Genomic DNA, 14,014 nt, shown 5'->3' on the forward strand with positions numbered 1-14,014 from the left:
ATGCGCCCCGCGGGCGCGCCAAGAACGGCTCTATTCGATGTGGGCGGCGACGGCGCTTTCCTGCGCCCAGCCCATGTGCTGCCCCCCGTCGAGCGCTATCATTTGCCCGGTCATCGAGCGCGCCGCAAGAATAAACCGCAACGCCATGGCAATTTCTTGCGGCGAGGTGCCGCGCCGCAACGGCACCGCGGCGCACTGGCGGGCGAACTCCGCCTCGCTCTGCCGCGCGCTCGGCAGCGCCGGACCCGGCCCGATGCCGCACACCCGAACGCGCGGCGCCAGCGCCAGAGCCAGGGTGCGGGTCAGCGTCCACAACGCCGACTTCGAGACCGTGTAGCTGAGGAAATAGGGCGTCAGGTTCCACACCCGCTGGTCCAGCATGTTCACCACCACGCCTTCCGCCTCCTCCGGCAGTTGCCGGGCGAACGCCTGCGCCAACACCAGGGGGGTGCGCAGGTTGGGCTCGATGTGCGCGTCCCAGCTGCGCCGCGTCGCGCTGCCCACGGTGTCCATCTCGAACACCGAGGCGTTGTTGACCAGGCACCCCAACGGCCCCAGCGCCGCCACCGCGCGCGGCACCAGGCCCGCCACCGCCGCCTCGTCCGCCAGATCGCACGGCAGCACCGCCGCTCGCCCGCCCGCGGCGCAAATCGCCGCGGCGAGACCGGCCGCCTCCTCCTCCGACTCCCGGCAGTGAATGCCCACCGCCCAGCCGTCCTCGGCCAGGGCCTCCGCCATCGCCCGGCCCAACCGCCGCGCCCCGCCGGTCACCAACGCCGCACGCGGAATCGCCGGGTCGATCGCAAACATCGGACAAGCCTCCTTCTGTGCCTCCCCGACTCTCCCTTGCCCGGCAGGCGGAGTCAATAAGGCCAGGGAAAGACAAACCGTTGCGAGGGGACTCGGTCCCCTCGCGCACCCCATAACTTTACTTTTTTGCGCGCAGCGCGAGAAAACCATCATGCGGCGTGACGGTTGATAGCCGCTGCGCGGCGAAAAAAGTTAGGGGGTCAAGGGGCCGCCCGGCCCCTTGCGGGTCCGGGCGGAGCCCGGCCTGGTTTTTGGCTTTTCCGCTTGGCCCCACGGGCTGCGCCCGGAGTACGATGCGGAAACGCCCTTTCTCAAAACGCGGAGATTTCCCCATGCCGACGTTCCGCACATCCGATGGTGCAGACCTGTTCTACGACGACCTGGGCCAGGGCCGTCCCCTCCTGATGATGCCGGGGTGGAGCTGTTCCCGCCGCTTCTTCGCCCGCAACGTGGAAGTGCTGGCCAAGGACATGCGGGTGATCGCCCCGGACCTGCGCGCGCATGGGGATTCCGCAAACGTCGCCTGGGGGCACCGCATCTCCCGCTACGCCATGGATATCAAGGAACTGATCGACCGCCTCGGCCTGGAGGGCGTGACCCTGCTCGGCTGGTCGATGGGCGCGTCCGTCGCGTGGAGCTATATCGACCTCTTCGGCAATGCCCGCCTCGCCGGGCACGTCAGCGTCGATCAGTCGCCGCGCCAGTACTACACCGAAACCTGGCGCTGGGGGCAGCCCGGCTGCTACGACGCGGAATCCCTCGCCATCCTCTGCACCCGCCTGGAATACGAGGCCCCCGCCGTGGCGCGCGGCCTGGTGCGCGGCTGCTTCGGCGATACCTACAAACCCAGCGCGGAAGAAGTGGAAATGCTCGGCGAGGAAATCGACAAATGCCCCGCCGCCGCCCGCGCCGAAATCATGACCGACCACACCCACCTCGACTGGCGCGACCTCCTGCCGCGCATCGCGCTGCCCACGCTGGTCTGCGTCGGCAGGCAGTCCAAGGTCTTCCCCTGGCAGGGCAGCGCCTACGTGGGCGAAACCATCCCCGGCGCCAAAACCGCCTTCTTCGAGAACAGCGGCCATATGTCGTTCTACGAGGAAGCCGACGCCTTCAACGCCGCGGTGCGGGACTTCGTGCTGGGGCTGCCGGGGTAAAACCAAAACCTTGCGCGGGAGCATCTCCGGCGCGGGAATGCCCGTTGGGCGTTTCCGCCGCCTTCGGCGCAGGGGACCGGCGAACGCGCAATCCCGTAACGATAATCCATCTAAGAATGAGAATAATGTGTTGCGCTGCCAGGCTTGCCGGGGGCATGTAAGGCGGCTTCCGGAGGCGAGGCGTCCCGCCTTCGGCATCAAGACACGACGGAATGGTGGCTATCATGATCCGGCTGAGCCGACTGCCCAGGTATTTCCCCGGCGTTGCGCTGTGCGCGGGGGTTTCCCTGGCCGCATCCGCCCTCGAAACGGCGGAGGCGGCCCTGTTCGGCCATGCTTGGCTGGAGGCCCTGGTCCTCGCCATCCTGCTCGGGGCGGCGATCCGCACCGCCTGGACGCCCGGCCCGGCCTTCCGTCCGGGGATCAACGTCAGCGCCAAGCTGCTCCTGGAAGTCGCCGTGGTGCTGCTGGGCGCTTCGATCTCCTTCGCCACGGTGTTGGCGGCCGGGCCGAAACTTCTGGCCGGAATCGTCGGCGTCGTCGCGTTCGCCATTCTCTTCAGCTTTTCCGTGGGGCGGGTCCTGGGGCTCCACACCCGCCTCGCCCTGCTCGTCGCCTGCGGCAATTCCATTTGCGGCAACTCGGCGATTGCCGCGGTCGCCCCGGTGATCGGCGCCGACGGCGACGACATCGCCTCGTCGATCGCGTTTACCGCCGTCCTCGGAGTGGTGGTGGTGCTCACCCTGCCGCTGCTCATCGGCATTGCCGGTCTCAGCAATGCCGAATACGGCGTTCTCGCCGGGCTCACGGTCTATGCCGTGCCGCAGGTCCTGGCGGCCACCGCGCCGGTCAGCGCCCTCTCGGTGCAGGTCGGCACCCTGGTCAAACTGGTGCGCGTGCTGATGCTGGGGCCGGTGGTCCTGGTCCTCTCCCTGCTGGAAAGCCGCCTGCGCGAGGAACCCGAAGACCCCGCCCCCATGGTCACCGCGGGCGACCGGCCCCAGGGCAGGCGCGTGGCGATCCACCGCCTGGCGCCCTGGTTCATCATCGGCTTCATGGCCCTCGCCGCATGCCGCTCCACCGGCCTGCTCCCCGCCTTCGCGCTGCCCCCCATGGCAAAGGCGGCAAGCGTCCTCACCGTCCTCTCCATGGCCGCCCTCGGCCTCGGCGTGGACGTGCGCACGGTGGCGCAGGCAGGCCCCAGGGTCACCACCGCCGTGATCGTCTCCCTGCTCGCCCTGGGCAGCATCAGCCTGGCCCTGATCCACCTGATGCGCTGAAAACCAACCCGGCGAAAATCAAAAACTTCGCGGAGGGATTCGATCCTTCCGCACCTCTCATAGACTTTTGGTTCTCGTCGCGAAGGGAGCCGGGAGCGGAAAGGCGGCTATCAGTCCCAGATGGGGAAAAACAGTCATCTATTCATCTGCCGGGCATGACTACTGAGCATATTTTTATTTGGCGATCGTGAGAGACGAGGCAACGATCCTCATAGTTGGATTATTTCAGGCGTGCTGTATGAATTTTGATAAACGTATATGCAATTTATTTGGAAATAAACTTACACTATCGCACGATCTTTCATTCCCCATCCAATTCACTAAGCCAAACGCAGCCCACCACGATTACACGTTCCCAGACCAGTGGGTGCAACGTCTCGAAGCTGAGGCGAATGACGCGCAAAAATTCGCGGGACTTAAATTCGTGAGGCTGTGAAACAAGTTTTGCTTTTAGGCGCTCAGCACCATTCGTTTAAAGACGAACAAGGGCGCGAACACGCCGGGGTGGCCAACGGAATTTCTGGACCCTAATCGGTATATTGCTCCTCCATCAGGTCTGCCTGCGTGACAGCCGGATAAGGCAAACCGCTACTCTTCAGATTCCTCATCCTCGGTTTTGGACTCATCCTCATCGTCGGAGTCTTCTTCGGTTTCGGCATCGGTCTCTCGATCGTCATCGTCCGATGGGAGGCCGTCCGCCACGGGATTTTTAGATTCCTCCGCTTCCAGTGGCTGAACCGGATGGCCTTTGCCGGAAGACTTCCATCTCTGCTTTTCGCGTGAAATACGGGCCTGCCGCGCAGCCACGACGAATTCCGTATCGCACTTCGGACACGTCGGAGGAACATGCATAAAATCATAGAAACGAGTTCCACAATTTAAGCAGGTGCGTTTTGTGCCCCTTTCGGGTTTTTTTTGATACAAGATCGTTTCCTCTCGGGAATAGGCCTTTACGAAAGGCAGATCACTATCTGGAGCGAAGGATCGTCTTTATGACGCCGCGTGAGCGCCCCGAAGCTTCAGCGATCTTGCGGTCCTGCGATTCGATGAAGGCTTTTGCGGCTCCATCCCCGCCCGGGCTTTCAAGCTCGGCGGTCGGAACCTTTCGATTGGAGGTTTGCGAGCCGTCTTCATAGACGACATCGAAGAGCGTGTATTCTTTAGGTTTTTGTCTCGTTCGTGCGTTCGAAGACATGATGACCCTCGGTTGACTCAATGGATGTGGCATCGGGATCCGCCTCCATCGGGGCGGATGCGGCGCGGTTGGTCTTGCGCCGTGCGGCGAGAGCCTCGCGCTTCTGCTTCTTCTTGGCGTCTTTGCTGCGCGCCCGTTCGGCTCGCTCGAAATTGAAATTCGGCTTCATTCGTGCTCGATCTCCTCTCTCGCCATGATCCCAATCCCAGGCAAGCCTTCTCCGCTCGCCACCGGACAATAGGGCAATCGATCATCAAAATCCCGATCTAGCGCCGGTTGGGCTGAATCCCGGGAGTGTTTTTCAACTTTCAGGCCAACGGCCGATGCTGATCCCGTTCAACCAGGCCGGTGTGCGGCGGTGTCGATGCCCTGGCGATCAGGACGCCCTCGTCGCGCCTGACGCCGAGAACGGGAACTTCGATTCGTCCCAGCCGCTTGATGCCGGACGCCGATACGGCCATCGCCTCTCCCCCGGTGCCGACCAGGGCCTCCTCGGCGCCGCAGTCGCGCGCGAGAGCGGCATGGGCTTGCAGATGCGCCTCGGTGCCGTGAACGGGAATGACGAAGCGCGGGCGGGCGTGGCGATGCATGGTTGCGAGTTCCGCGCGTCCGGCATGCCCGCTGACATGGATGGTCAGCCCTTCCGGCGTGTTGTCCTGGGTCAGAATCTCGACCCCCCGCGCCCGTAGCGGCTCCAGGACGCGCGCAATCTCGCCCGCCTTTCCCGGGATCACGCTGGAGGACATCACCAGCGTGTCGCCCAGGCCAAGCTGCGGCAGACGCCAGTCCGTGCCGCCGGCAAGCCGGGCCAGGACCGCGTTCTCCTCTCCCTGCGTGCCGGTGCAGACGAGCGCCGTCTCCCGTCGGTCCAGCCCCCGCAGATGTGACGGTTCGGCAAGGATGTCCTGCGTATCGACGAGGCCGAGCCGGTCGGCCGCGTCCGCGTGCGCCCGCAGCGAACGCCCGGCGAAGGCGATCTGCCGCCCTGAGCGGAGGGCGGCGTCGGCGGCGGACATGGCACGCACGACGTTGGTTCCGAAGCAGCAAACCACCACGATGCCCGCCCGGCTTTGGAAGATACGCCGCAGCGAATCGCGGACCTCCGCCTCCGACGTCACCGGCAGGTCGCGCTCGGCGTTGGTGCTGTCGCAGACCATGGCCAGCAGCCCGGCGTTGCCGAGGGCGTGAATGGTTTTAAGGTCGGTCGGTTCGCCGATCAGCGGCGTGGGGTCGAGCTTGAAGTCGCCGGTGTGGAGGACGGTTCCGGCCGGGGTGCCGATGGCGAGGGCGACGGCTTCCGGCACCGAGTGGGTCAACCGGATCGACCGGATGGCGAAGGGGCCGATGCGGAAGGCCCCCCCCACCGGAAAGGTGCGCAGATCCGCCTCGCCAAGCGTGCCCGCTTCTTCCAGGCGCCGGGAGATCGCGGCGCCGGCGAAGGGCGTCGCCCAGATCGGGCAGGAAAGCACGCGGGGAAAGACGTACTGGATGGCGCCGATGTGGTCCTCGTGCGCGTGCGTTACGACCAGGGCATCAATGCGTCCCACGGCACGGCGAAGAGCTTCCGGATCCGGAAGCAGTGCGTCCACCTTTCCGGAACGGTCTTCCGGGAAGGCGATGCCGGCGTCCACCAGGATCCACCGCCCGCCGTGTCCGTACAGGGTCCAGTTCATGCCGATGCGGCCAAGACCGCCCACCGGGACGACCACGATCTCAGACGCCCGCGGTTGGGGCAGCCGTCGCAAAGTCCGTTGATTGAGTTGAGAGGTCGGGGATTTCCCCCGGTTTGCATCAGGGGAGTTCTTTCGTGCTCCCCTGGAGGCGCGCAGCTTTTGCTCGCGCAGGTTATTTGAATCCATTGAGGGAGGATATAGACCGTTGGGACGCGATAATCAAGGAACCTCGTCCGGATCGCCGATGAGGTGGCGTCCGGGCACGGGCACGCCGAAGGCTTGCCGAACGGCAGCCCGCCTCCGCGCTGCCCCCCATGGCAAAGGCGGCAAACATCCTCACCGTCCTCTCCATGGCCGCCCTCGGCCTCGGCGTGGACGTGCGCACGGTGGCGCAGGCAGGCCCCAAAGTCACCACCGCCGTGATCGCCTCCCTGCTCGCCCTGGGTGACCTGCTATGGAACTTTCATCCGGCTAAAAGTAGAGCCTCGGCCGAAGTGCTGAGCCCCCAAGGCTCATCTATCGATGTCGCTAAGATTGTACGATGCTTCAAAAGTCGCGTCTGCTCCCAGGTATTCATGCTGGCCGGCTTATCGGCCGCCATGGGCGCTGAGCTGACTGTTTGGTTTTTTGCGCGAAGCGCGATAAGCCTGCGCCCGATGCAACAGGGGGGTGATTGCCGCATTGCGGCGAAAAACGAGTTATGGGGTCGAGGGGACTGAGTCCCCTCGCGGGTCCGGGCAGCGCCCGGCCTTTTTTTGACCCTTACGGCCCTTTTCTCCGGCGCTTGCCTGCGGCCTTGGCACTTCGGGAGCCGCGTTTGCCGGGGGTGGGTTCGGTGGCGAGGCCGAGGTCTTTGGCTTCGAGGCGTTTGATTTCGTCGCGGAGGCGGGCGGCTTCTTCGAATTCCAGGTCGGCGGCGGCGGCGAGCATGCGTTTGTGCATGTCGGCGATGTGGGCTTTGAGGCTTTGGCCGACGAGGTGGGTGGTTTCGTCGTCGCCGGTATCGACGGTGACGTAGTCGGCCTCGTAGGGGCTTTCGATGGCTTCGGCGATGCGTTTTTTGACGCTTTCGGGTGTGATGCCGTTGGCGGCGTTGAAGGCCTGTTGCTTTTCGCGGCGGCGCTGGGTTTCCGCCAGGGCGAAATTGAGCGAGTCGGTCATCTTGTCGGCATAGAGGATGACGCGCCCATCGACGTTGCGGGCGGCGCGGCCGATGGTCTGGATGAGGGATCGGGCGGAGCGGAGGAAGCCCTCCTTATCCGCGTCGAGGATGGCGACGAGGGCGCATTCCGGGATATCGAGGCCCTCGCGCAGGAGGTTGATGCCGACGAGCACGGAGAACGCGCCGAGGCGGAGGTCGCGGACGATTTCGATGCGTTCCAGGGTGTCGATATCGGAGTGCAGGTAGCGCACCTTGATGCCCTGTTCGGCGAGGTATTCGGTGAGGTCTTCGGCCATGCGTTTGGTCAGCGTGGTGACCAGCACGCGCTGTCCTTTGGCCTCCGCCGTCTTGCATTCGGCCATCAGGTCGTCCACCTGGGTTTCCACCGGGCGGATGAGGCACACCGGGTCGAGGAGGCCGGTGGGGCGGATCACCTGTTCCACCGCCGCGCCGCCGGTTTGGTCCATCTCCCACGGGCCGGGGGTGGCGGAGACGTAGACGGTCTGCGGCCGCATCGCGTTCCACTCTTCGAACTTGAGCGGCCGGTTGTCGATGCAACTGGGCAGGCGGAAGCCGTATTCGGCGAGGGTGGACTTGCGGGCGAAGTCGCCGCGGTACATGCCGCCGATCTGCGGGATGGTGACGTGGCTTTCATCGACGAAGAGCAGCGCGTCTTCCGGCAGGTATTCGAACAGGGTGGGCGGCGGCTCGCCCGCGTTGCGCCCGGTGAGGTGGCGGGAATAGTTCTCGATGCCTTTGCAGTGGCCGGTGGCGACGAGCATTTCGAGGTCGAAGGTGGTGCGCTGCCGGATGCGTTCCGCCTCCAGGTGGCGGCCCTGGGCGAGGTAGTCGGCGAGGCGGATTTTGAGTTCCGCCTTGATCTTGTCGATCGCCTGGGAGAGGGCGGGCCGCGGCGTGACGTAGTGGCTGTTGGGGTAGACGCGGATTTCCGGCATTTCCGCGGTTTTCGCGCCGGTGAGGGGGTCGAATTCCGAGACCGCCTCCACCTCGTCGCCGAAGAAGGAGACGCGCCAGGCGCGGTCCTCGTAGTGGACGGGGAAGATTTCCAGCACGTCGCCGCGCACGCGGAAGCAGCCGCGGGTGAAGCCCGCATCGTTGCGCTTGTATTGCAGGGCGACGAGTTCGCGCGCCGCGTCGCGCGGGTCGATGGTCTGGCCGACCTTGAGGTCGAAGGCCATGCGGGCATAGGTTTCGGCGCTGCCGAGGCCGTAGAGGCAGGAGACCGAGGCGACGATGATCACGTCGCGGCGTTCCAAGAGCGAGCGCGTGGCGGCGTGGCGCATGCGGTCGATCTGCTCGTTGATGTTGGAATCCTTCTCGATATAGGTGTCGGTGCGCGGCACATAGGCTTCCGGCTGGTAGTAGTCGTAGTAGGAGACGAAGTACTCCACCGCGTTGCCGGGGAAGAAGGACTTCATCTCCTGGTAGAGCTGCGCGGCGAGGATCTTGTTGGGGGCGATGACGATGCTGGGCCGCCCGAGTTTGGCGATGCAGTGCGCCATGGTGAAGGTCTTGCCCGAGCCGGTGACGCCGAGCAGCACCTGGTCGGCGAGCCCGGCCTCCAGCCCCTCGGTGAGCGCGGCGATGGCCGTGGGCTGGTCGCCCGCGGGCGCGAAGTCCGACGTAAGGGCGAAGCGCGCGGGCGGCCCGGCGGGCGGGCGCTGGTAGACGGGCAGGATGACGCTCATGCGAGTCTCTCGCTGGGTGAGGGGGCGGGGCGTGCGGAAAGCGGCCTTCCGGGGGTACGGTGCGGGGGCCGCCGCGCGCCTGGGTCGTCCGGGACTCCGGGTATATCCTTCGGGCGTATGCCCTTTGCGAAAACCGCAGGACTTCTGGGGGCAAAGGCGCTTGCGCGGCCATCATAGCCCCAGTATCGTCCGAAGGTTGTCACGTATTCACCCACCCACGATCCAAAAAGGTCTAGAACCATGTCGATCATCGCCGAGCGTTTGTCCGCGATCAAGCCCTCGCCCACGATTGCCGTCACCACCAAGGCCAACGAGATGAAGGCCGCGGGGATGGACGTCATCGGACTGGGCGCCGGTGAGCCGGACTTCGATACCCCCGATCACATCAAGGCCGCCGCCAAGGTGGCCATCGACAAGGGTTTCACCAAATACACTCCGGCGCCGGGCATCGTGGCGCTGCGCCAGGCGATCTGCGCCAAGCTGAAACGTGACAACGGCCTGACCTACACTCCGGATCAGATTCAGGTGGCCTGCGGCGGCAAGCAGAGCATCTACAACGCGATGGCCGCCACGCTGAACCCCGGCGACGAGGTGATCATCCCCGCGCCCTACTGGGTGAGCTATCCGGACATCACGCTGCTCTGCGGCGGCGTGCCGGTGCCGGTGCTCGGCAAGGAGGAAACCGGCTTCAAGGTGACGCCGGAAGACATCGAGAAGGCGATCACGCCGAAGACCAAGTGGCTGATCCTCAACTCGCCGTCCAACCCCTCGGGCGCGGCCTACACCGAAGCGGAGCTGAAGGCGATCGGCGTCATGCTGCTGAAGCACCCGCACGTCTGGGTGATGACCGACGACATGTACGAGTTCATCGTCTACGACGGCTTCAAGTTCACCACCATCGCGCAGGTGGTGCCGGAGCTTTATCCGCGCACGCTGACGCTCAACGGCCTGTCCAAGGCCTATGCGATGACCGGCTGGCGCGTCGGCTATGCCGCCGGTGCGCTGGACGTGATCAAGGCGATGAACAAGGTGCAGTCGCAAAGCTCCACCCACACCGCCTCGATCTCGCAGCACGCCGCGGTGGAGGCCCTGAACGGCAGCCACGACTTCCTGCCCGAGCGCAACGCCGCGTTCAAGGCGCGCCGCGACGCCGTGGTGAAGCTGCTGAACGAGATTCCCGGCATCTCCTGCCGCACGCCGGAGGGCGCGTTCTACGTCTATCCGTCGTGCGCCGGCTGCATCGGCAAGAAAACCCCGGACGGCGTGCTGATCGCCGACGACAACGTGTTCATCGCGCAGCTGCTGGAAAAGACCGGCGTGGCCGCGGTGCAGGGCACGGCCTTCGGCCTGTCGCCGTATTTCCGCATTTCGTACGCCACCTCGATGGAGAACCTGGTCGAGGCGTGCAGCCGCATCGGGAAATTCTGCGCCGGTCTGTCGTAAGGAAAATCAAGCGATTTATCGACCAGCCGCCGGGGCGACCCGGCGGCTTTTTTGTTGCAAAGGCATGGCAGTCCTGGGAGCATGAAAGCGGCACTGCTTGACCCCTGAACGGGGTCCGTTTGGGGGGAACCTGGCCGATCGGCCGGGGCGGGGGTGACTGCAACCTCGACCCGAAGAACGGATGTGCCGCCGCGCGCACCCTGGCGTGCGGGGGTTTCTCCGAGCCGTTCGGCCGCGAACCGCGGGAGGAACCATAATGCCTGACAATGAGGACACCGGCATCCGTGCGACACGCGTCGCCGCCATCGTCGGCCCCTACACCAGCGGCAAGACCAGCCTGTTCGAGAGTCTCCTCTTCGCCACCGGCGGGATCACCCGCAAGGGATCGGCGGCGGACCGCTCGCGCATCGGCGACGCCTCGCCGGAGGCGAAGGGCCGCGAAATGAGCGTCGAGGCGGTGGCGGCGACCACCACGTTCCTGGACGACGCCTGGACGATTCTCGATTGCCCCGGCTCCATCGAATTCCTGCAGGACACCCGCCACGCCCTGATGGTGGCGGACATCGCGGTGGTGGTCTGCGACCCCGACCCGGCGCGCGCCGTGATGGTTGCGCCGTTCCTCAAGTTCCTCGACGACCACGAGATTCCGCACCTCATCTTCATCAACCGGATGGAGCACGCCAAGGCGTCGCTCAGCGACATCCTGAACGGCCTGCAGGCGGTCTCGGAGCGGCCTCTGGTGATGCGTCAGCTGCCGATCATCGAAGGCGAGGATGTCACCGGCTACGTCGATCTGATCCACGAGCGCGCCTACAAGTACGAGGAGGGCAAGCCCTCCACCCTGATCAGCATCCCGGCGCAGGTGGCGGACGACGAGCGCGACGCGCGCCAGGGCCTGCTGGAAAACCTCGCCGACTTCGACGACGCGCTGATGGAGGAACTGCTCAACGACGCGGAGCCCGCCAAGGCCGAGGTGTTCACCTCGCTCAAGCGCGACATCGCGGGCAACCTGGTGGTGCCGGTCCTCTTCGGCGAGGCGGAGCGCGACCACGGCGTCAACCGCCTGTGGAAGGCGCTGCGCCACGACGCGCCGCCGCCCGCGGCGACCTGGGAGCGCCGCAAGGAGGTGACGCCGGAGGGCATCGCCCAGGTGTTCAAGACGCAGCACGCCTCCCACACCGGGCGGCTTTCCTGGGTGCGGGTGTGGCAGGGCAGGCTCACCGACCAGACCGCCATCGACGGCCAGAAGATCGGCGGCCTCTATGCCTTGCAGGGTTCCGAGGTGAACAAGGTGGCCGAGGCCGGTCCCGGCGCCATTGCGGCGATCGGGCGGCTGGAGGACACCCGCCCCGGCGACGTGCTCTCCGAGGCGGGGCGCACCGCCGCGGAGATCTGGCCCGGCGCGCCGCAGGCCCTGTTCGCGCTCAAGCTCTCCACGGTCAAGGCGGGCGACGACGTGAAGCTCTCCACCGCGCTCGCCAAGCTCACCGCCGACGACGTGTCGCTCGCCTTCGGGCACGACGCGGACACCGGCGAGCTTCTGCTCTGGGGCATGGGCGAGGTGCACCTGATGGTGGCGGTGGACCGCCTGCGCAACGCCTTCAACGTCGAGGTCAAGGTCGAGAAGCCGAAGGTGCCGTTCAAGGAGACGATCAAGAAGGGCGTCACCGAGCGCGGCCGCCACAAGCGCCAGACCGGCGGCCACGGCCAGTTCGGCGATACGCTCCTCGAGGTCAAGCCGCTTCCCCGCGGCGAGGGCTTCGTCTTCACCGACCGCATCGTCGGCGGCGTGGTGCCGAAGAACTACATCCCGGCGGTGGAGGCCGGGGTGCGCGAAAGCCTCGCCAAGGGGCCGCTCGGCTTCCCGGTGGTGGACGTGGGGGTGACCTTGACCGACGGCTCCTACCACACCGTCGATTCCTCGGAAATGGCGTTCAAGACCGCGGCGGGCATCGGCATGCGCGCCGCCCTGCCGAAGTGCGAGCCGATCCTGCTGGAGCCGATCTGGGAGGTTTCGGTGGCGGTGCCCTCGGAGTGGACCTCCAAGGCGCAGCGCGCGCTCTCCCAGCGCCGCGCCCAGATTCTCGGCTACGACAAGCGGCCGGGCTGGAAGGGCTGGGACGTGGTGAAGGCGCAGGTGCCGCAGATGGAGGTGCACGACCTGATCGTCGAGTTGCGCTCGATCACCATGGGGGTGGGCACCTTCGAGTGGGCCTTCGACCATTTGCAGGAGCTCACCGGCCGCGTCGCCGACAAGGCGGTCGCCGACGCCAGGGAAGACGCCTGAAATTTTTCCTGGCGGCGGCGGGTGGGGCTTCCCATATCGGAAGGGTCCATCGAGCAAAGACCTATCCGGAGGCGGAACCGATCTTCGGTTCCGCCTTGTCTTTCCCGCGGATGGGCGTAGAATCGCCCCTGCTTCACCCGATCCGGGCCCCTCTGGCGGCGGAGACGTCCGCCGCGATGTCGGATCGCGTTGCAACCGCGCGGACGCCGCGCACCCGCTTTCCGATTTTTCATGTTTGATCAGCTCTGGCCGCTGGCCGGCACCGCCTTCATGGGTTGGCCGGTTCTGGTTTGGTGCGGATTGTTCGTCCTGGTGGGCGGGCTGCTGGCGTTCGACCTCAAGGTGCTGAACCGCACGGACCACGCCATCGGTTTCGCCGAAAGCCTCGCCACCACGCTCCTCTACGTCGCCGTCGCGGCGGCCTTCGGCGGCGGGGTGTGGGGGTTTGCCGGGGCCGAGGCGGGGATGCTCTACTTCACCGCCTTCCTGGTGGAAAAGAGCCTGTCGCTCGACAACGTCTTCGTCATCTCCACGATCTTCGCCGCCTTCGCGGTGCCGGCGAAGCACCAGCACCGGGTCCTCTTCTGGGGTATTCTCGGCGCGGTCGTCATGCGCGGCGCGATGATCGTTCTCGGCTCCGCGATGATCGCGCGCTTCCACTGGATTCTCTTCGCCTTCGGGGCGTTCCTGCTGCTCTCCGGGGTGAAGGCCCTGCTGACGCCGCCGCGCCGCCCCGACGCCGGGCCGCCGCGCCTGCTCGCGGCGCTGAAGCGCCTGCTGCCGGTGACGGCGGAGTTCCACGGCCACGCCTTCTTCGCGCGGACGCCGGGCGGCCGCCTTGCGGCGACGCCGCTGCTGCCCGCGCTGATCGTGGTGGAGGCCGCCGACGCGATCTTCGCGGTGGACAGCATTCCCGCGGTGCTGTCGATCACCGGAGACCCGTTCATCGTGCTCTCCAGCAACATCTTCGCCATCCTCGGCCTGCGCGCGCTCTATTCGGTGCTGGCGGTGATGGTGGGGCGCTTCGTCTACCTGCGCCACGGCCTGGCTGCGGTGCTGATGTTCATCGGCGCGAAGATCTTCTGGGGGGAACTCGTCGGCCCGGTGCCTGCGGCGGTTTCGCTCGCGGTGACCGTGGCGTTGCTCGGCGGGGCGGTCGCCGCCTCGCTGCTGCGGGGCAGGCTGCCGGCTTTCTGCAAGTGAGCGGAAATAAGAAAGGAGCCCTTGGGGGGAGGGCTCCTTTCTGGGCGGACCGGAAACCCCGGTGCGGTCCAAGAGGGGGGAGGGAAACCGCTATC

The 14,014-nt window shown here is 66.0% G+C and carries 13 protein-coding genes; 7 read left to right on the forward strand and 6 right to left on the reverse strand.

Features of this window, described 5'->3' with window-relative positions; translation table 11 throughout:
- Window positions 1-30 precede the first annotated feature (30 nt).
- Window positions 31-810, reverse strand: coding sequence for an SDR family oxidoreductase (locus O7R11_RS07445; protein WP_337996873.1), 780 nt, complete (start codon window positions 808-810; stop codon window positions 31-33).
- A gap of 332 nt (window positions 811-1,142) precedes the next feature.
- Between O7R11_RS07445 and O7R11_RS07450 the strand changes: the two genes are divergently transcribed.
- From O7R11_RS07450 to O7R11_RS14955, 3 genes are all read left to right on the forward strand, one after another.
- Window positions 1,143-1,967, forward strand: a complete 825-nt coding sequence (locus tag O7R11_RS07450; protein ID WP_337996874.1) for an alpha/beta fold hydrolase — start codon at window positions 1,143-1,145, stop codon at window positions 1,965-1,967.
- 224 nt (window positions 1,968-2,191) lie between these two features.
- Window positions 2,192-3,247: a YeiH family protein gene (locus tag O7R11_RS07455; RefSeq protein ID WP_337996875.1), complete on the forward strand. Its 1,056-nt coding sequence runs from the start codon at window positions 2,192-2,194 to the stop codon at window positions 3,245-3,247.
- A gap of 187 nt (window positions 3,248-3,434) precedes the next feature.
- Entirely contained in the window at window positions 3,435-3,683 is a 249-nt protein-coding gene (locus O7R11_RS14955) for a DUF3644 domain-containing protein (RefSeq protein ID WP_420792977.1), read from the forward strand.
- A gap of 152 nt (window positions 3,684-3,835) precedes the next feature.
- Here the strand turns inward: O7R11_RS14955 and O7R11_RS07460 are convergent, their stop codons facing one another.
- The 4 genes from O7R11_RS07460 to O7R11_RS07475 all read right to left on the reverse strand — a co-directional run bounded on the left by O7R11_RS07460 (window position 3,836) and on the right by O7R11_RS07475 (window position 6,151).
- Entirely contained in the window at window positions 3,836-4,171 is a 336-nt protein-coding gene (locus O7R11_RS07460; protein ID WP_337996876.1) for an FYDLN acid domain-containing protein, read from the reverse strand.
- A 43-nt stretch (window positions 4,172-4,214) separates the two neighbouring features.
- Complete coding sequence (locus O7R11_RS07465) at window positions 4,215-4,442, reverse strand: hypothetical protein (protein WP_337996877.1); 228 nt, start codon at window positions 4,440-4,442, stop codon at window positions 4,215-4,217.
- Window positions 4,408-4,611, reverse strand: a complete 204-nt coding sequence (locus O7R11_RS07470) for a hypothetical protein (RefSeq protein ID WP_337996878.1) — start codon at window positions 4,609-4,611, stop codon at window positions 4,408-4,410. Before O7R11_RS07470 ends, O7R11_RS07465 begins: the two co-directional genes overlap by 35 nt.
- A 139-nt stretch (window positions 4,612-4,750) precedes the next feature.
- Window positions 4,751-6,151, reverse strand: a complete 1,401-nt coding sequence (locus O7R11_RS07475) for a ribonuclease J (RefSeq protein ID WP_337996879.1) — start codon at window positions 6,149-6,151, stop codon at window positions 4,751-4,753.
- 278 nt (window positions 6,152-6,429) lie between these two features.
- Between O7R11_RS07475 and O7R11_RS07480 the strand changes: the two genes are divergently transcribed.
- Window positions 6,430-6,834, forward strand: coding sequence for a hypothetical protein (locus tag O7R11_RS07480; protein ID WP_337996880.1), 405 nt, complete (start codon window positions 6,430-6,432; stop codon window positions 6,832-6,834).
- Window positions 6,835-6,877: 43 nt separating this feature from the next.
- Here O7R11_RS07480 and uvrB read toward each other — a convergent pair whose 3' ends face one another.
- Entirely contained in the window at window positions 6,878-8,986 is a 2,109-nt protein-coding gene (uvrB, locus tag O7R11_RS07485; protein ID WP_337996881.1) for an excinuclease ABC subunit UvrB, read from the reverse strand.
- 240 nt (window positions 8,987-9,226) lie between these two features.
- Between uvrB and O7R11_RS07490 the strand changes: the two genes are divergently transcribed.
- The 3 genes from O7R11_RS07490 (at window position 9,227) to O7R11_RS07500 (ending at window position 13,919) form a co-directional block, all read left to right on the forward strand.
- Window positions 9,227-10,429, forward strand: coding sequence for a pyridoxal phosphate-dependent aminotransferase (locus O7R11_RS07490; protein WP_337996882.1), 1,203 nt, complete (start codon window positions 9,227-9,229; stop codon window positions 10,427-10,429).
- Window positions 10,430-10,685: 256 nt separating this feature from the next.
- Window positions 10,686-12,716 carry an elongation factor G gene (locus O7R11_RS07495; protein WP_337996883.1) on the forward strand — a complete coding sequence of 677 codons (2,031 nt, stop codon included), beginning with the start codon at window positions 10,686-10,688 and terminating at the stop codon, window positions 12,714-12,716.
- Between the two features lie 231 nt (window positions 12,717-12,947).
- Window positions 12,948-13,919 carry a TerC/Alx family metal homeostasis membrane protein gene (locus tag O7R11_RS07500; protein ID WP_337996884.1) on the forward strand — a complete coding sequence of 324 codons (972 nt, stop codon included), beginning with the start codon at window positions 12,948-12,950 and terminating at the stop codon, window positions 13,917-13,919.
- The last annotated feature ends 95 nt before the right edge of the window (window positions 13,920-14,014 follow it).

Source organism: Oleispirillum naphthae (assembly GCA_027864655.1).
GTDB lineage: Bacteria > Pseudomonadota > Alphaproteobacteria > Rhodospirillales > Rhodospirillaceae > Oleispirillum > Oleispirillum naphthae.

Bases quoted from the DNA above. Each gene is read 5' to 3' on its own strand.
- O7R11_RS07445 (WP_337996873.1), bottom strand. From the start codon at position 810: ATGTTTGCGATCGACCCGGCGATTCCGCGTGCGGCGTTGGTGACCGGC.
- O7R11_RS07450 (WP_337996874.1), top strand. From the start codon at position 1,143: ATGCCGACGTTCCGCACATCCGATGGTGCAGACCTGTTCTACGACGAC.
- O7R11_RS07455 (WP_337996875.1), top strand. From the start codon at position 2,192: ATGATCCGGCTGAGCCGACTGCCCAGGTATTTCCCCGGCGTTGCGCTG.
- O7R11_RS07465 (WP_337996877.1), bottom strand. From the start codon at position 4,442: ATGTCTTCGAACGCACGAACGAGACAAAAACCTAAAGAATACACGCTC.
- O7R11_RS07470 (WP_337996878.1), bottom strand. From the start codon at position 4,611: ATGAAGCCGAATTTCAATTTCGAGCGAGCCGAACGGGCGCGCAGCAAA.
- O7R11_RS07480 (WP_337996880.1), top strand. From the start codon at position 6,430: ATGGCAAAGGCGGCAAACATCCTCACCGTCCTCTCCATGGCCGCCCTC.
- uvrB (WP_337996881.1), bottom strand. From the start codon at position 8,986: ATGAGCGTCATCCTGCCCGTCTACCAGCGCCCGCCCGCCGGGCCGCCC.
- O7R11_RS07490 (WP_337996882.1), top strand. From the start codon at position 9,227: ATGTCGATCATCGCCGAGCGTTTGTCCGCGATCAAGCCCTCGCCCACG.
- O7R11_RS07495 (WP_337996883.1), top strand. From the start codon at position 10,686: ATGCCTGACAATGAGGACACCGGCATCCGTGCGACACGCGTCGCCGCC.
- O7R11_RS07500 (WP_337996884.1), top strand. From the start codon at position 12,948: ATGTTTGATCAGCTCTGGCCGCTGGCCGGCACCGCCTTCATGGGTTGG.